The 17,146-nt window shown below is 62.3% G+C and carries 12 protein-coding genes; 9 read left to right on the top strand and 3 right to left on the bottom strand.

The genetic code is table 11. The features are described 5' to 3' along the window. Positions 1-496 precede the first annotated feature (496 nt). On the top strand, positions 497-955 hold the full coding sequence (locus CLV89_RS07420) for a hypothetical protein (RefSeq protein WP_106162998.1): 459 nt from the start codon (positions 497-499) through the stop codon (positions 953-955). 160 nt (positions 956-1,115) lie between these two features. On the opposite strand, the gene CLV89_RS07415 is transcribed toward CLV89_RS07420, so the two are convergent. Beyond that, positions 1,116-2,240 carry a beta-ketoacyl-ACP synthase III gene (locus CLV89_RS07415; RefSeq protein WP_106162997.1) on the bottom strand — a complete coding sequence of 375 codons (1,125 nt, stop codon included), beginning with the start codon at positions 2,238-2,240 and terminating at the stop codon, positions 1,116-1,118. A gap of 358 nt (positions 2,241-2,598) precedes the next feature. Here CLV89_RS07415 and CLV89_RS07410 point away from each other — a divergent pair, with 358 nt between their 5' ends. From CLV89_RS07410 to CLV89_RS07400, 3 genes are read left to right on the top strand one after another with little or no spacing between them, the layout of a single operon-like run. Next, entirely contained in the window at positions 2,599-3,081 is a 483-nt protein-coding gene (locus tag CLV89_RS07410) for a MarR family winged helix-turn-helix transcriptional regulator (protein WP_106162996.1), read from the top strand. Then, the gene (locus CLV89_RS07405; RefSeq protein ID WP_106162995.1) at positions 3,078-4,142 is read left to right on the top strand and encodes an efflux RND transporter periplasmic adaptor subunit; all 1,065 of its coding nucleotides are present in this window, start codon (positions 3,078-3,080) and stop codon (positions 4,140-4,142) included. The genes CLV89_RS07410 and CLV89_RS07405 overlap by 4 nt, the downstream gene beginning before the upstream one ends. A gap of 10 nt (positions 4,143-4,152) precedes the next feature. After that, entirely contained in the window at positions 4,153-7,209 is a 3,057-nt protein-coding gene (locus CLV89_RS07400) for an efflux RND transporter permease subunit (RefSeq protein ID WP_106162994.1), read from the top strand. Positions 7,210-7,786: 577 nt separating this feature from the next. Here CLV89_RS07400 and carB read toward each other — a convergent pair. Beyond that, entirely contained in the window at positions 7,787-11,149 is a 3,363-nt protein-coding gene (gene carB / locus CLV89_RS07395) for a carbamoyl-phosphate synthase large subunit (protein WP_106162993.1), read from the bottom strand. A gap of 204 nt (positions 11,150-11,353) precedes the next feature. On the opposite strand from carB, the gene CLV89_RS07390 reads away from it, so the two are divergent. From CLV89_RS07390 to CLV89_RS07375, 4 genes are all read left to right on the top strand, one after another. Continuing rightward, positions 11,354-12,493 carry an aminodeoxychorismate synthase component I gene (locus CLV89_RS07390; protein ID WP_106163120.1) on the top strand — a complete coding sequence of 380 codons (1,140 nt, stop codon included), beginning with the start codon at positions 11,354-11,356 and terminating at the stop codon, positions 12,491-12,493. Next, a complete protein-coding gene (locus CLV89_RS07385; protein WP_106162992.1) occupies positions 12,448-13,098 on the top strand; it encodes an aminotransferase class IV family protein in 651 nt (216 codons plus the stop codon). The genes CLV89_RS07390 and CLV89_RS07385 overlap by 46 nt, the downstream gene beginning before the upstream one ends. A 323-nt stretch (positions 13,099-13,421) precedes the next feature. After that, entirely contained in the window at positions 13,422-15,206 is a 1,785-nt protein-coding gene (aspS, locus tag CLV89_RS07380) for an aspartate--tRNA ligase (RefSeq protein ID WP_106162991.1), read from the top strand. A gap of 38 nt (positions 15,207-15,244) precedes the next feature. After that, positions 15,245-15,685 (top strand): thioredoxin family protein, encoded by a 441-nt coding sequence (locus CLV89_RS07375; protein WP_165798098.1) that lies wholly within the window; start codon positions 15,245-15,247, stop codon positions 15,683-15,685. Positions 15,686-15,813: 128 nt separating this feature from the next. Here CLV89_RS07375 and CLV89_RS07370 read toward each other — a convergent pair whose 3' ends face one another. Continuing rightward, positions 15,814-16,533: a response regulator gene (locus tag CLV89_RS07370; protein ID WP_106162989.1), complete on the bottom strand. Its 720-nt coding sequence runs from the start codon at positions 16,531-16,533 to the stop codon at positions 15,814-15,816. A 185-nt stretch (positions 16,534-16,718) separates the two neighbouring features. Between CLV89_RS07370 and mce the strand changes: the two genes are divergently transcribed. Next, positions 16,719-17,123 carry a methylmalonyl-CoA epimerase gene (gene mce / locus CLV89_RS07365; RefSeq protein WP_106162988.1) on the top strand — a complete coding sequence of 135 codons (405 nt, stop codon included), beginning with the start codon at positions 16,719-16,721 and terminating at the stop codon, positions 17,121-17,123. The last annotated feature ends 23 nt before the right edge of the window (positions 17,124-17,146 follow it).

The raw sequence follows: 17,146 nt of genomic DNA, 5'->3' as shown, positions 1-17,146 counted from the left end.
CTGGGGTCTATCCGCATCCGCGACTTTAGAAAAGGTGAAAGCTTGCGGCGCCCGAGATGCTGCAAGGAGGCGTATTCTGGCGCCAGCCTGGCGTGTCGCGGGCTATTTCGGCGGCGTCACGAAGGGTCGGTAACACTCAGCCCAAAAGGTCCAGACCGCACGGAAACCAAAGCGACGCCGAGGGTGATGCCCCCAGAGAGCCGGAGTTGCGATCCAAGGCGTCAAAAGCCCTTCTGAGAACCACGTTCCGTCCCTGGGAGACATCTTTCTCGGCAGACCAATTGCCACTTGAAAAGACAGGCTACTCACTCACAATGCCGATCCTTCCGACCTGTCGTGACTCAAACGCCAACTCACACCACTCTTGAAGCTCAAGTCGTCACGGCAGGTCTGGCAAAGGTATTACAATTCGGTTAAGCAAACTGAATGGGAATTTAATCGTGAGGTTCCCCCAAGCCGTTGGTTCGGGGGGCATACATGTAGGTAAAAGAGTATTATGGCGGATATCGGGACGTATCTGAAAAAACATACCGAAGCACTTGTAAAGGACGTGGGGATCGAGTCCGCTTGCCAGATTACCGGCAAATCCAAGGCGACATTAGGACGGTATTATTCCGAGAATACGGAACACGCGGATCGTTTCATTCCGGTGGATGCAGTAGCAAAGCTCGAGGGGGCGTCTTCGTTCCCGCATGTCACCTCTGCGCTGGCTGATCTGAAGAACATCACCCTGTCCTATTCCGGCACGCCGGGGGCTGTCACCCGGCCCGGTGGGGTCAATACCGACGTGATCGCGTTGAGCCGCCGGTTTGCGCAACTGATGAGCGAGTATCAGGATGCCATCGCCGATGGAATCATCACCGTGAATGAGGCAAAGCGGCTGTTGAGGGAGACTGTCTTGCTGCAGCAGGTGTTGATCGACATGAAATTGCACCTGGAAGAAGAAAGCGCCTGAAGCCTTCCCGCTGCATTTGAGCGGGGGCTGAAATCTTGGTCGTTTACTGAGACAGGTTGCACAGCTTTGAGCGGATACAAAAAGCACGCGCCCAGATCGGGCGCGTGCTTTTTATGTGCAAGCGCGCGTCGTCGGCACAGCGACAGAGAAGACGCACCCGTCAGCCGTGGCGGCGCAGAATCACCGAACCGACCGAGTAGCCCGCCCCAAAGGAGCAGATCAGACCGGTGTCGCCGTCGCTGAGGTCGTCGGAGAACTGGGAGAAGGCGATGATGGACCCCGCCGAAGAGGTATTGGCGTAGTCCTGCAGGATGTTTGGCTGCTCACCCGCTTCGGGCGTGCGGCCGAGAACCTTCTTGCCGATGAAGTCATTCATGGATTTGTTGGCCTGATGCAGCCAGAGACGCTTGAGATCGCTGGCGGTCACGTCCTCGGCCTGCATGTGGTCGGCGATGTGCTGGCTGACCATGGGCAGCACTTCCTTGAACACCTTGCGGCCGTTTTGCATGAACTGCATGTCGCGGCGGTCGGCCACGCCGTCGGGGCGGGAGCGGCGCAGATAACCGTTGTTGTTGCGGATGTTGTTGGAAAACTCGGTGGCGCAGCGGGTGGAGAGGATCTCGAAATGGGCGCCGGTGGCGTCCTCTTGACGCTCGATCAGAGTTGCGGTGGCCACGTCCCCAAAAATGAAGTGGCAGTCGCGGTCACGCCATTCCAGATGGCCGGAGCAAATCTCCGGGTTCACCACCAAGGCGGAGCGAATCGACCCGGAGCGCACCATGTCGGCGGCGGCCTGAATGCCGAACGTGGCCGATGAACAGGCCACGTTCATGTCGAAGGCGAACCCCTTGATACCGAGGATCTGCTGGATTTCGATGGCGACAGCGGGGTAGGCGCGTTCCATGTTGGAGGCGGCGCAGATCACCGCATCGACGTCGGCAGCGGTCTTGCCGGCCTGCGCGAGCGCCTTTCGGGCGGCGTCGACGGCCATTTCGGCCATGATGCTGGGTTCGTCGTCACTGCGCTGGCGCAGCTGCGGGTGCATCACCTCCGGGTCGAGCACGCCGGATTTGTCCATTACAAAGCGGCTGCGGATGCCGGAGGCTTTCTCGATGAACTCTTCCGAAGAGTAGTGCAGCGGCTCGCGCTCACCGGCAGCGATGGCCTCGGCGTGCCGGGCGTTCTGCAGGTCGACATAGGCGTTGAACGCCTGGACCAGTTCCGCGTTGGAGATGCGCTCTGCGGGGGTGAAGACCCCGGTTCCGGTAATGGCGGGTGTGTACATGTTTGCGTCCCAGGTGGCGGGGCCTGAACAGGTCCCCTGTCTCGAGGTGGCGCATATAGGGCCTTTTTCAAGTCGAGAGGTCAAGGGCGGCGGGCTGCATGCCCTCGGGTCAAGAGCAATGTGGTGGGGGCGAATCACACCCGGCGATCTGCGAAAACCTCAGACGAATAGCTTTGGCGAAAGGTGAGGCGGGATATGTGGTCTGACCGCAGGTCCCGCAGCTGATCTGCGACATTTGCGTGAAATATACGCTTTGACCTGTGAGATGTGACATAATGCTTCGGGATGCGCGCAGAAAGAGGAGGGGCCCCCTTTAAATACTTCAGTTCGTGAACTATTTGGCTCTCAGGAGCGAGACATGACTTCAGATCATTCCGACAATTGGGATCTCCATACACCAGAAGTGCAGGCCATGATGGGGGTCTTTGCACTGCATTGGCAATTGGAGCAGCGCCTGAATGATGCACGTCTCGGGGAACAGCTGGGCCGGATGGAATGCCATCTGTTGCTGCTTCTCGTGCGACCCTGTCGCATGGGGGAGCTGGCGCGGCTGACGATGAAGGCGCCCTCGGCCGTTACGGCCGGAGCAGGGGCGCTGGAACGTCAGGGCCTGATCCGTCGGGTGCGTGATGCCGATGACGGGCGCGCCTGGCTGCTGGAACTGACGCAGAACGGACATGCAAGGCGGCGGCAGCTTGTCGCTGATGCGTCCGAGGTATTTTATGAAACGTCGGGCCTGACGCGAGAGGAAGCACGAATTCTCGCAGGGCTCGCACAGAAAATTCACAACAAGGCCGTTCAGTCGGGCGCTGTAGGACCCTGTGAAGGAGATCAGACATGACAATGACATCAATCCGGGCCGTGCTGCTGGGGGTGGTGCTTGCGGCACCGCTGGCGGCGCAGGCACAGGATGCGGAGCAGGCGGTGGACACATCGCTGAAGCCGGTGAAGCTGATGACTGCCGATGGGGGCGCCGCACCGATGGAGCGGCGTTTCTTCGGTCAGGTGGCCGCCAAGGAGACCGTCGATCTGGCGTTTCAGGTTGGCGGCCAGGTGCTGAAACTGCCTGTGACCGAAGGCGATGTGGTGCCACAGGGCGAATTGATTGCGCAGCTCGATCTGGAGACCTTTCAGTTGCAGTTGGAACAGGCGGTGCTGAACAAGCAGCAGGCCGACCGCAACAAGGAACGCAATGCGCGCCTTGCGGGTACGGTGAGCCAGGTGGTGATCGAGGATGCGGAAACCGCGGCGGGCCTGTCCGAGGTATCCCTGCGTACGGCGCAGACCAACCTCAATCACGCCACGCTCTATGCGCCCTTTGATGCGCTGGTGGCGCGACGTGAGGTGGCGCTGTTCTCCACGGTGTCTGCCGGAACACCGATCACACGTCTGCACGACATGTCGGAGCTGCATGTGGAAATCGACGTGCCGGAGCTGCTGTTCCAGCGGACCAACGAAAGTGATCGTTTCGAGATCGTTGCGACCTTTCCCCGGTCGGATAAGGAGTATCCCCTGGAGATCCTGGAATACACGGCCGAGGCCTCAGCAGTGGGTCAGACCTATCGGGTGACCCTGTCGATGGAGCCACCGGAGGACCGGCAGGTGCTGCCGGGGGCCTCAACCACCGTCAGCGTGCGGGTGATGATCGGGCGGCATCGGATTTCTCTGCCAGCCACAGCCATCGTGACCACACCTGCAGGGGTGACGGGCGTGATGATCTTTACCCCGACCGGCGCGGATCAGGGGGCTGTGACCTGGACCGAGGTCACGGTCGAGCCGAACCAATTTGGTGAATTCGAGGTCTTGTCCGGTGTCAATGACGGGGACGAGGTCGTGCTGACCGGCGGTGCGGCGTTGAAAGACGGTCAGGCGGTTCGCCGCTTCACCGGCTTCAGCAACTGAGGCCCGCGACATGGACATTGCACGCGGATCCATTCAACGGCCGCTTTATACGTGGCTGATCATGTTGTTTGCCCTGTTCGGGGGCATCTGGGGCTTTCTCAGCCTCGGGCGGCTCGAAGACCCGGCCTTTACCATCAAACAGGCGGTGATCCAGACCACCTATCCCGGCGCCACCGCCGAACAGGTGGCGATGGAGGTCTCCGAACCGTTGGAATCCGCCATTCAGAAGATGGCGGAAGTGAAGGAAATCAGCTCGATGAACCGGCCCGGCGTGTCGATCATCGAGGTCGAGATGCAGGACACCTATGACGGGTCCGAGCTGCCACAGATCTGGACCAAACTGCGCGCCAAGGTGCGCGATGCGGCGCGGGGATTGCCCGATGGCGTCAGTGAGCCGCTGGTCAATGACAGTTTCGGCGACGTCTTTGGCATTTTCTACGCGGTGACGGCGGAAGGATTCTCCGACAAGGAGAAATACGAGCTGTCCACCTATCTGCGGCGGGAGCTGCTGACGGTGGAGGGTGTGGCCGACGTCAATATCGCCGGTTTGCGCAACGAATCCATCTATGTCGAACCCGATATGCCGATCGCGACCAATCTGGGCGTTTCGGTGAATGCGATCGCCAATGCCATCGCCACATCGAACTCCGTCACACCGGCGGGGGAGATCAAGGCTGGCACTGTGAACACGCTTCTGCAGACGCCGGAAGGGACCGACTCGGTATCTGAAATCGCCGGTCTGACGGTGGGCGTGGGTGGTGAAACCATCAACATCATCGACATTGCCAATGTCTGGCGCGGGCGCGAAGTCGACCCGAACGAGCTGATCCGGTTCAACGGCATGGAAGCCTTCACGCTGGGCGTGTCGGGCGTTGCCAACGAAAACATCGTCGATGTGGGGCACCGGGTGGATGACAAGCTGGCCGAGTTGGACAGCGAAATTCCCTTTGGTGTCGAGCTGCACCCGATCTACCAGCAGCATATCGTGGTGGAGAAGGCCTCCAACGACTTTCTGGTGAACCTTGCCATGTCGGTGGCCATCGTGATCGTGGTGCTGGCGCTGTTCATGGGCTGGCGTGCGGCGATCGTGGTGGGCACGACGCTGCTGCTGACGGTGGTGGGCACGCTGTTCTTCATGGCGCTGTTCTCGATCGAGATGGAGCGGATTTCACTGGGTGCGCTGATCATTGCCATGGGCATGCTGGTGGACAACGCCATCGTTGTGGCCGAGGGCATGCAGATCACCATGCAGAAAGGCAGATCCTCGCGCGAAGCGGCGCATGAGGCGGCTGCCAAGACACAGATCCCACTGCTGGGGGCGACGGTCATCGGTATCATGGCCTTTGCCGGTATTGGTCTTAGCCCGGATGCCACGGGTGAGTTCATGTTCTCGCTCTTTGCGGTGATCGGGATTTCGCTCCTGTTGAGCTGGCTTCTGGCGCTGACCGTGACGCCGCTGCTGGGGCATTACTTCTTCAAGCGTGGCACCGGCGAGGATCTCGACAGCTATGGCGGATTGATGTTCCGCGCCTATGGTGGCCTGTTGCGGGCGGCGCTGAAGCTGCGCTGGTTCGTCGTAGCTGGTCTGATTGCAGTGACGGTGGTGTGCTTCATGGGCTTTGGCATGCTGAAGCAGCAGTTCTTCCCGAACTCCAACACGCCGCTGTTCTATGTGCACTACAAGCTGCCGCAGGGCACCGCGATCGAGACCACCTCGGCGCATCTGGCGGTGGTCGAGGAGTGGCTGGACGCGCGCGATGATGTGGTGTCCACCGCGACGTTCGTGGGGCAGGGCGCAACCCGGTTCCTGCTGACCTACGCCGCACAGAAGGCAAACCCGAGCTATGGTCACCTGATCATCCGCACCGAAAACATCGAGCAGATCCCGGCGCTGCAGGCGGAGCTGGAAGCCTTTGGCAAGTCCCGCTTCCCGGAAGGCGAGTTCCGCACCGAACGGCTGGTCTTTGGACCCGGCGGCGGGGCTCCGGTGGAGGTGCGGTTCTCCGGGCCCGATCCGGCCGTGCTGCGACAGCTGGCACAAGAGGCCAAGGTGGTCCTGGAGACGTCAAGCGACCTGACGCGCGACGTCCGACATGATTGGCGGGAACAGGAACTGGTGCTGAAGCCGGTCTATGCAACGGATCGCGCCCAGACCGCAGGCGTGACGCGGGAGGCGATCTCCAACGCGCTGAAGTTCTCGACCAATGGTTTGACCACCGGGGTGTTCCGCGAGCGGGAGCGTCTGATCCCCATCGTCATGCGCCAGCCGCCGGAAGAGCCATACAACCTGATGAATCAGGTGGTGTTTTCCGAAACTGCGGGCACCTGGATTCCGATCGAGCAGATGCTCGACGGGGTGGGCTACGAGGTGCAGAACACCCTCGTCCATCGTCGGGATCGGGTCTACACCATCACCATCGGTGCAGATATCTCATCCGAGGTGACGGCGGCGACGGTGTTCAGCGAGGTTCAGTCTGCAGTGGAGGCCATCGAGGTGCCGCTGGGCTACAAAATGGAGTGGGGCGGGGAGCATGAGAACTCCGCCGAGGCGAACGAAAGCCTCGGAAAGCAGCTGCCGCTGTCGCTCCTGATCATGGTGCTGATCTCGGTGCTGCTGTTCAATGCCATCCGCCAGCCGATCATCATCTGGCTGCTGGTGCCGATGAGCGTGAACGGCGTGGTGATCGGGCTGATGGGCACCGGGCTGCCCTTCACCTTTACCGCGCTTCTGGGTCTGCTGAGCCTGTCGGGGATGCTGATCAAGAACGGCATCGTCCTGGTGGAGGAGATCGACATCGTGCGCCGCGAGGAGGCGCTGCCCTTGCGCGAAAGCATCGTCAAGGCTTCGGTGTCGCGTCTGCGCCCAGTGATGCTGGCGGCGGTGACCACCATCCTTGGCATGGCGCCGCTGATGAGCGATGCCTTCTTCGTCTCCATGGCGGTGACCATCATGGGTGGTCTGGCCTTTGCCACCGTGCTGACCCTGGTGGCCGCGCCGGTGTTCTACCTGATCTTCTTCAAAGGAGTAGAACGCCGCGAGAAGGCCGAGGCGGCTGCGGCGGCCTAATGACCTGACAGACATCCGGTTGCGCCCTTCGTGGCGCGGCCGGAACAAACAAGACTGAGAAAAGCCCCGGGGATCCTGTCCCACGGGGCTTTTCCGTTAAAGGGGAGATCAAAGGTTGGCCATCTGTGAGGGGGTGAGAGAGAAGGTGATGGCCGGAGGGAACATGATCTTCCGCTGCTCTTCTGAGCTGCTCTATGCAGGACTAACTCTGCCTGCGCGATTGAGTCGTCGCAACGCAGACGTCGTGAGCGCTCCGTAAACATCTGATTCAATTGTACGAAAAATCACCGAACGCGGCGAGGGATCAGATCAGCGGCACCAAGGGCACATCACATGCAGCCAGCGATATAAACAGTGAGAGGCAGAGAAAGCGGCGGATCATCATCAGGGCACCTATCAGCAAGAGAACGCGCGTGTCTGATGCGTTCCTAGCATATATGGCGCGTCGCGTATGCAGGTGTGCCTGCCGTGCGGCTATGGCAGTCCCTGGCCCGCCATAGACAGGACAAAGCCGTTGTTGGGCAAAAGAAAACGCCCCCGAACCGGGGGCGTTTGTCTGTCTTTATGTGATGGAGGCTCAGCCTTGCAGGCTTTTGACCTCTACCTCGCCCTCGGCCTGCGCCTGGATGGCGCGGGCCGCGGCATGGGCACCGGCGGCGGTGGTGAAGTAGGGGATCTTGTCATAGAGCGCCACTTCGCGCATCGGCTTTGAATCCTCGACCGCCTGCGCGCCCTCGGTGGTGTTCAGCACCAGCTGGATGCCGCCATCCTTGAGCATGTCGACCACATGCGGGCGGCCCTCGTAGACCTTGTTGACCACCGAACACGCGACCCCGTGACCGGCCAACCAGCCCTGGGTGCCGCGGGTGGCGACCAGTTCAAAGCCCTGACCCAGCAGGATGCGGGCGGTGTCGAGCATCACCTCGGTCTTGTCGGTGTCGCGGATCGAGATGAAGGCGCGCCCCGACGCGGGCAGCACCATGCCGGCGCCCATCTGCGCCTTGAGGAAGGCGCGGGCAAAGCTGCGGTCCCAGCCCATGACCTCGCCGGTGGAGCGCATCTCCGGGCCGAGAATGGTATCGACACCGGGGAAGCGGGCGAAGGGCAGCACCGCCTCCTTCACCGAGAACCACGGCATGTTCGGGTCGGCCAGCGTCATCGGGTCGGCCATCGGCGTGTTGACGTCATAGCCCGCGTCCGGTTCATACGGCGCGCGCTTGGGGAAATTCGACAGCGGCTCGCCCGCCATCACCCGCGCGGCGATCGAGGCAATGGCGCTGTCGGTGGCCTTGGCCACAAACGGCACGGTGCGCGAGGCACGCGGGTTGACCTCGATCAGGTAGATGTCGCCATCCTTGACCGCGAACTGGATGTTCATCAGACCAACCACATTGAGCGCCTTGGCCAGCGCAAAGGTCTGCACCTTGATCTCTTCGATGATGTCCTTGTCGAGCGAGTAGGGCGGCAGGGAGCAGGCGCTGTCACCGGAGTGCACGCCGGCCTCCTCAATGTGCTGCATGATACCGGCCACATGCACGTCGGTGCCGTCGCAGATCGCGTCCACGTCCAGCTCCACCGCGCCGGAGAGATAGCTGTCCAATAGCACCGGGCTGTCGCCGGAGACCACCACGGCCTCGTTGATGTAGCGCTTGAGGTGATCCATGTCGCGCACGATCTCCATCGCGCGGCCGCCCAGAACATAGGAGGGGCGGATCACCAGCGGGAAGCCGATCTCGCCTGCAATTTCAAGAGCTTGTGCATCGGTGGAGGCGATGCCGTTCTTCGGCTGCTTCAGGCCCAGCTCATTGACCAGCGTCTGGAACCGCTCGCGGTCCTCTGCCAGGTCGATGGCGTCGGGGGTGGTGCCGAGGATCGGGATGCCCTCGGCCTCCAGCGCATTGGCCAGCTTCAGCGGGGTCTGGCCGCCGAACTGCACGATCACGCCATGCAGAGTGCCGTTGTCCTGCTCGACGCGCAGGATTTCCATCACGTGCTCCATGGTGAGCGGCTCGAAATACAGACGATCCGAGGTGTCATAGTCGGTCGACACGGTCTCCGGGTTGCAGTTGACCATGATGGTCTCGTAGCCCGCGTCCGTCAGCGCGTAGCAGGCGTGACAGCAGCAATAATCGAATTCGATCCCCTGGCCGATCCGGTTTGGACCACCGCCGAGGATGACCACCTTCTTGCGGTCGGAGGGGCGGGCCTCGCACTCGACTTCGCCCATCATCGGGCTCTCGTAGGTGGAGTACATATAGGGGGTCTGCGCCTCGAACTCGGCGGCACAGGTGTCGATGCGTTTGAACACCGCCTTGACGCCGAGGTTGTGGCGGGCGCGGCGCACGTTGTCCTCGTCGCGACCGGTCAGCAGGCCGAGGCGGGCATCGGTGAAGCCGAGCATCTTGAGGGCGCGCAGGCCATCTTCGCGCATCGGCAGGCCGTTCTTGCGAACGTCGCGCTCGGCGTCGATGATCTCGCGAATGCGGGCCAGGAACCAGGGGTCGAATTTGGTGACGCCGAAGATTTCGTCATTCGACAGCCCGTGACGCATCGCCTGGGCGATGGTGCGCAGCCGGTCCGGGGTCTGCTGGCTGATCGCCTTGATGACCGCGGCCTTGTCGTCCGAACCGACGCTTTCCCAGTGACCGGCGGTGACGCCGGGGATGGTGACCTCGTCAAAGCCGGTGAGGCCCGATTCCATCGAGGCCAGCGCCTTTTGCATCGATTCGTGAATGGTGCGGCCGATCGCCATCGTCTCGCCCACGGATTTCATCGCCGTGGTCAGGAAGGGCTCGGAGCCGGGGAATTTCTCGAAGGCGAATTTCGGGATCTTGGTGACCACATAGTCGATGCTCGGCTCGAACGAGGCGGGCGTCACCTTGGTGATGTCGTTGTCCAGCTCGTCCAGCGTGTAGCCCACCGCCAGTTTTGCGGCGATCTTGGCGATCGGGAAGCCGGTGGCCTTGGACGCCAGCGCCGAGGAGCGCGACACGCGGGGGTTCATCTCGATGACGACCATGCGGCCATCGTCGGGGTTCACCGCCCATTGCACGTTGGAGCCGCCGGTCTCGACACCGATTTCCCGCAGCACCGCGATCGAGGCGGAGCGCATCATCTGGTATTCTTTGTCGGTGAGCGTCAGCGCCGGGGCCACGGTGATGCTGTCGCCGGTGTGCACGCCCATCGGGTCGATGTTTTCGATCGAGCAGACGATGATCGCGTTGTCCGCCTTGTCGCGGACCACTTCCATCTCGTATTCTTTCCAGCCCAGAAGGCTCTCGTCGACGAGGATCTGGTTCACCGGCGAGGCATCCATGCCAGAGCGGCAGTAGTGGATGTAATCCTCGCGGTTGTAGGCCACGCCGCCGCCTGTGCCGCCGAGGGTGAAGGCCGGGCGAATGATCGCTGGGAGACCTACATAGTCAAGCGTTTCCAGTGCCTTGGCGACGCCCGCGTCGAGGTCCGCCTTGCCGTCGTCCTTGGTCGGTGCGGTGACGATGGTGGCTTTGGGGTTTTCCAGGCCCAGCCGGTCCATCGCTTCGCGGAACAGTTTGCGGTCCTCGGCCATCTCGATGGCCTCGCGCTTGGCACCGATCATCTCGACGCCGAACTTCTCCAGCACGCCCATTTCTTCGAGCGCCAGCGAGGTGTTGAGGCCGGTCTGCCCGCCCATGGTCGGCAAGAGCGCGTCGGGACGTTCCTTTTCGATGATCTTGGCGACCACCTCGGGGGTGATCGGCTCGATGTAGGTGGCATCGGCCAGACCGGGATCAGTCATGATCGTCGCCGGGTTGGAGTTCACCAGAATGACCCGGTAGCCTTCTTCGCGCAGCGCCTTGCAAGCCTGAGCGCCGGAATAGTCGAATTCGCAGGCCTGCCCGATGACGATCGGCCCCGCGCCAATGATCATGATCGACTGGATATCGGTTCTTTTGGGCATGGCGTGGCGTCCTCTTGGAAAACTATGCGGGTGGCAGTCTGAATCAGGCGCGGGCAGCGCCCAAATTGTCCTGCGTTATAGGGAGCGAGACAAAAGGTGCAAGGGGGATCGGCCCCGCAACGCAATTTGCCGCTTTCAGGCCTTTCCCGAGGCGATCAAACCGCTATATGCGGGGCTCCAACAGTCTGTGAGGAGACTTTGACGGTGCGACTCCGGTTTGACAATGGCCCTGTGTGTGGTGAGGGCGGCGGTGCGGCGCAATTTGCCGAGCCGCTGCGGATGATCCGTGCCGCCTGCGCACAGGAGGTGCCGGATGCGCTGGCGGCCTTGGATGAGGCGCGCGCCGAGGGCTATTGGGTTGCGGGCTATGCCTCCTATGAGCTGGGCTATGCGCTGGAGCCACGGCTTTCGACGCGGATGCCGGAGCGCCGGCGTCTGCCGTTGATGCAGTTCGGGGTGTACCGCGCGCCGGCGGTGGCAGAGGTTCCGCGCTGGGCGGGCGATGCAGGCTTTGGCGAGGCGGTGCCACGCTGGGACGCGGCGCGCTATGCGCAGGCCTTTGACCAGGTGAAGGCGCTGATTGGCGCGGGCGACATCTATCAGGCCAACCTGACCTTTCCCATTGATGTCGCGGCCTGGGGCAGTCCGGAGGCGCTATACGCGGCTCTGGCACAGCGTCAGCCGGTGGGGCACGGGGTCCTGATCGAGCAGGAGGGCTTGCCCGCGATCCTGTCGCGCAGCCCGGAGCTGTTCTTTCGCACCACGGGTGAGGGCGTGATCGAGACCCGCCCGATGAAGGGCACCCAGCCGCGCAGCGCCGATCCGGCAGAGGACGCGCGGCGGCGCGATTTCCTGCAGGCGGACGAGAAGAACCGCGCGGAAAACCTGATGATCGTGGATCTCTTGCGCAACGACATCAGCCGCGTGGCCGAGACCGGATCGGTGCATGTGCCGGAGCTGTTCGCGATCGAAAGCTACACCACCGTGCATCAGATGGTGTCGCTGGTGCGGGCACGTCTGGCAGCGGGCTGTGGTCTGGCGGAGATCTTTGCCGCGCTGTACCCTTGCGGGTCGATCACCGGCGCGCCGAAGATCCGCGCCATGGAGGTGCTGCGCGATCTGGAACCTTGGGCGCGTGACATCTATTGCGGTTCCATCGGCTGGGCGGCGCCGGATGGCCGGTCGGAATTCAACGTGGCAATCCGCACCGTGCTTCTAGACGGCGACCGCGCCACTTTCAACGTCGGCGGCGGGCTGGTCTGGGACAGCACCGCGGCCTCGGAATATGAGGAAGCGCTGTGGAAAGCCCGTTTTGCGCAGGTGACGACCCCGATTTCCGCCTGATCGAGACCTTCGGCTATGTGCCGGGGCAGGGGGCGCGCGTGGCGCGGCTGGATCTGCATTTGGCGCGCATGGCACGGTCGGCGACGGCGTTTGGCATCCCCTTCGATGCGGAAGGAGCCAGCCGTTTGGTGGCGGGCTTGTGGGGCTCGGCGCCGCTGCGCTGCCGTATGACCCTTGCGGCAGATGGCGCGCTGGATCTGGCGACCTCTCCGATGCCGCCGGCCGCAGCTTCGTGGCGATTTGCCATCGCCGAGGCGCGGCTGGAGGCAGATGACCCGATGTTGCAGCACAAGAGCACTCGGCGGGCGCTCTATGACCAGGTGCGGCGCGACCTTCTGGCTGGGGTGCAGGAGATGGTGTTCCTCAACACGCGCGGGGAGCTTTGCGAAGGAACGATCACCAATATCGCCGTCACCACCGCGCAAGGCGACAGGCTCACACCACCGTTGGCCTCCGGTTGTCTGCCGGGGATCTACCGTCAGAGCCTGCTGGAGGCCGGCGCGCTGCGCGAGGCGGTTATGACGATGGATGATTTGCGGCAGGCGCGGCAAATCCATCTGATGAACGCACTGCGGGGGCAGATCGCGGCGCGGCTTGGCGCGTAGACACGCGCCTCTCTCCCGACGGATGTGTCAGACAGGATGCCCGAGCGGAGGGGGCAGCCGGTCCCCGCGGGGGACCGGCTGCGGCGCCGCGCAACGCGCGGCGCCCGGCCCAACCGCAAGGTGTTGCCCTGCCTGTGCAGGGCGGCCCGCGTGGGCGGGAGCCTCCCGCGCCGCTGCAGTGGTGCAAAACAGGGCGGTGAGGTCGGTCAATTGGCCCGGTTTGCTTGACAAGACCGGTTGAACCCTGTGTACGGGTGCGGATGAATTTTGCCCGGCGCTGATGCCCCGCATCTCGCCAGCCGCAGCCGAGAGAGACCAGATCCATGCACGCATACCGCAGCCATACCTGCGCCGAGTTGAACAAATCCCACGTCGGCGAAACCGTTCGCCTGTCCGGCTGGGTCCATCGGGTCCGCGACCACGGCGGCCTGTTGTTCATCGACCTGCGCGACCATTACGGCGTCACCCAGGTCATGGCGGATCCGGATAGCCCGGTGTTTGCCGAGATCGAAAAGGTGCGCGCCGAATGGTGTATCCGCATCGACGGCGAGGTGAAGGCTCGCGACGAAAGCCTGATCAACGCCAAGATCCCGACCGGCGAGGTCGAAGTCTTCATCCGCGACATCGAAGTGCTCGGCAAATCCGAAGAGCTGCCGCTGATGGTCTTTGGCGAACAGGAATACCCGGAAGAAACCCGCCTGCGCTATCGCTACCTCGACCTGCGGCGCGAGAAGATGCAGAACAACATGGTGCTGCGCTCGCAGATGATCCAGTCGATCCGCAAACGCATGTGGGATCGTGGCTTCAACGAATACCAGACGCCGATCATCACCGCATCGTCCCCCGAGGGCGCACGTGACTTCCTGGTGCCCTCGCGTCTGCACCCGGGCAAATTCTACGCTTTGCCGCAGGCGCCGCAGCAGTTCAAGCAGCTGATGATGGTGTCCGGCTTTGACAAGTATTTCCAGATCGCGCCCTGTTTCCGCGACGAGGACCCGCGCGCCGACCGTTCGCCCACCGATTTCTACCAGCTCGACCTGGAGATGTCCTTTGTCACCCAGCAGGATGTGTTCGACACGATCGCGCCGGTGATGGCGGGGGTGTTCGAGGAATTCGGCAAGGGCCGCAAGGTGGATGCCGCCGAAGACTGGCCGCAGATCTCCTACAAGGACGCGGCCCTGTGGTATGGTTCCGACAAGCCGGACCTGCGCAACCCGATCAAGATGCAGGTGGTGTCCGAGCATTTCGCGGGCTCCGGCTTCGCGATCTTTGCCAAACTGCTGGAGCAGGACGGCACCGAAATTCGCGCCATTCCCGCGCCGACCGGCGGCAGCCGCAAGTTCTGCGACCGCATGAACGCCTTTGCCCAGAAGGAAGGACTGCCCGGCATGGGCTATATCTTCTGGCGCGATCAGGGCAACGGCATGGAAGCCGCAGGTCCGTTGGCCAAGAACATCGGTCCCGAGCGCACCGAGGCAATCCGCCAGCAGCTCGGTCTGGGTGTCGGCGATGCGGCCTTCTTCCTCGGCGGCAAGCCAAAGACCTTCGAGAGCGTTGCAGGCCGGGCCCGCAATGTGATCGGCGAGGAGCTGGGCCTGACCGACAAGGACCGCTTTGCCTTTGCCTGGATCGTGGATTTCCCGATCTACGAGAAGGACGAGGAAACCGGCAAGGTTGATTTCGAGCACAACCCCTTCTCCATGCCGCAGGGCGGGATGGAGGCGCTGCAAGGCGACCCATTGGCCGTGCGCGGTTTCCAGTATGATCTGGCCTGTAACGGTTATGAGCTGGTCTCTGGCGCGATCCGGAACCACAAGCCGGAGATCATGTTCAAGGCCTTTGAAATTGCCGGCTATGGCAAGGATGAGGTCGAGAAACGCTTTGGCGGTATGGTCAACGCGTTCCAATACGGCGCCCCGCCGCATGGTGGTTGCGCGGCCGGCATCGACCGGATGGTGATGCTGCTGGCGGATGAAGCCAACATTCGCGAGGTCATCATGTTCCCGATGAACCAGCGCGCCGAAGACCTGATGATGGCGGCACCGTCCGAGCCGCTGGCAGAGCAGCTGATGGAGCTGGGCCTGCGGGTGATCCCGCAAGACGATTGATGCTTAGACGTCGACAGATTGTGACGGGAGCTGCCAGTTTGGCGGCCCCTTTTCTTTGGCCGGAGACAGTTTCTGCGGATGCCAGTGCTGCGTCTTTCAACACAGAGGGTATTGCGTGGCACAGCTACGGTGAGGGGCTGGATCGGGCGCAGGCCGAACGCAAGCCGATCTACATGCTGGTGCACGCGACCTGGTGCCCGACGTGTCGCGCATTTCGTTCCGTTTTCTTTGAGCGCCGCGTAGAGGCGCTCTCTCGAAACCTCATATTCGTGTTGGTTGATCGGGACCAGGAACCGGAGATCAGTCAAGCCTACGCTCCGGATGGTGACTATATTCCGCGCTCAATGATCCTGTCACCCGAAGGCGTATTGCAGGAGGCGCTCGATTCCGGGCGCAGTGACTACCGTTATTTTTTGCCAGTGGAAGAGCCGGGCCCGCTGATTGGTCTGTTGGAACAGGCAATGCGCAGCACAGGCTAACGCGTTTTTGGGCGTCGAGGCTGCATCGAATGACGAGAGGCCTCTGCATCAGAGGAGCTTAGACGAGCCTGCACGACCAAGACGATGACCAGGGTCAGCGAAGCGATTAGAAGAGACTGCAGCATGGCTCAGATCGCAATCTTGCGTTGGAGCCGCTCTTGCACGAGATCCGCAATATGGGCGGTCTCAATGGCCAACGGACCTCCGGATTCGCGGGTTTCAGCCAGACGGGTCGCGGCTGTGGCCAGCGAGGAGTCCCCGACACTACGGGCGACGCTGCCGAGGAACTGGGCCAGATAGTCCAGCGTCTTTTCGTCCCGGGCTTCGTCGAGAACTTCGGCCGCATGTGCCATATCATCGCGAAACGCGAGAATATCGGGTTCGACCGCCTCGTCGGTGATGGGGCGCGGGCCGATCGGCTGACGCTCCGGTGGCATGTTGTTGAGGATGGCGTTCTGAAACGCGGCGACGGAGACGATGGGCTTGGGCAGAAAACCATCCGCACCGGCGGCCAAAGCGGCGCTTTCAGTGTTTTCGTCCCCCGAGATGCCGAGGATGACGGCAACCTGACGCGAGGCGCCCGACAGAGCTTCGATCAGTTCGGCGCCGGAGCCATCAGGCAGGCCCATGTCGATGATCACCACGGAGGGGCGGTAGACCTGCAAATGTCGGCGGGCGGATTTCAGACTGTCGGCCCGGCGGATGCGGGCCCCGCTGCGCAAACACAGCAGGCGCATCGCCTCGCAGGCGTAGCGGCTGTCTTCTACCACAAGGATCGTCAAACCCAGAAGCGGGCGGCGTCCACTTCCCAGCCGGGTCGCAGAGGCAAAAAGATCCGAATCGTCCATGTTCTGACCTCACTGATTACATACTCCGACGCTATGGAATCTGGGCTAACAAGTTCTTAATGGTGGCAGATGTGACGTCTCGACGCGGTCATATACATCTCTGGCGTGTGCCAGTGGGCTTGCAAGAAACGTAGGGTTTTGATCTTTACGGGGACATATTGTTTCGGATGCTGAGGGAGCCTGCCATGATCGGACGACTGAACCACGTAGCTATTGCCGTGCCGGACCTGGAGGCCGCGATGGCGCAGTATCGCGATGCGCTTGGCGCAAGCGTAGGGGCGCCTCAGGATGAGCCGGACCATGGGGTGACCGTGGTCTTCATCGAGCTGCCGAACACCAAGATCGAGCTGCTCTATCCGCTGGGGGAGGGCTCGCCGATCCAGGGATTTCTGGACAAGAACCCGGCGGGCGGTATCCACCACATCTGCTATGAAGTCGACGACATTCTGGCGGCGCGGGACCATCTGAAATCCGAAGGCGCGCGGGTGCTGGGCACGGGGGAGCCGAAGATCGGGGCGCATGGCAAGCCGGTGCTGTTCCTGCACCCCAAAGATTTCAACGGCTGCCTGGTGGAACTCGAAGAGGTTTGAGACTAGATGGCCCCTGTCGGGCC

The sequence above is a fragment of the Tritonibacter scottomollicae genome, from assembly GCF_003003215.1.
GTDB classification, from domain to species: domain Bacteria; phylum Pseudomonadota; class Alphaproteobacteria; order Rhodobacterales; family Rhodobacteraceae; genus Epibacterium; species Epibacterium scottomollicae.
This window is presented reverse-complemented; position numbering and strand designations above follow the sequence as displayed.

What these genes read in the sequence shown, in the direction of transcription:
- CLV89_RS07420 (WP_106162998.1), top strand. Translation starts at nt 497, where the DNA reads ATGGCGGATATCGGGACGTATCTGAAAAAACATACCGAAGCACTTGTA.
- CLV89_RS07400 (WP_106162994.1), top strand. Translation starts at nt 4,153, where the DNA reads ATGGACATTGCACGCGGATCCATTCAACGGCCGCTTTATACGTGGCTG.
- CLV89_RS07405 (WP_106162995.1), top strand. Translation starts at nt 3,078, where the DNA reads ATGACAATGACATCAATCCGGGCCGTGCTGCTGGGGGTGGTGCTTGCG.
- CLV89_RS07370 (WP_106162989.1), bottom strand. Translation starts at nt 16,533, where the DNA reads ATGGACGATTCGGATCTTTTTGCCTCTGCGACCCGGCTGGGAAGTGGA.
- mce (WP_106162988.1), top strand. Translation starts at nt 16,719, where the DNA reads ATGATCGGACGACTGAACCACGTAGCTATTGCCGTGCCGGACCTGGAG.
- CLV89_RS07410 (WP_106162996.1), top strand. Translation starts at nt 2,599, where the DNA reads ATGACTTCAGATCATTCCGACAATTGGGATCTCCATACACCAGAAGTG.
- aspS (WP_106162991.1), top strand. Translation starts at nt 13,422, where the DNA reads ATGCACGCATACCGCAGCCATACCTGCGCCGAGTTGAACAAATCCCAC.
- CLV89_RS07415 (WP_106162997.1), bottom strand. Translation starts at nt 2,240, where the DNA reads ATGTACACACCCGCCATTACCGGAACCGGGGTCTTCACCCCCGCAGAG.
- carB (WP_106162993.1), bottom strand. Translation starts at nt 11,149, where the DNA reads ATGCCCAAAAGAACCGATATCCAGTCGATCATGATCATTGGCGCGGGG.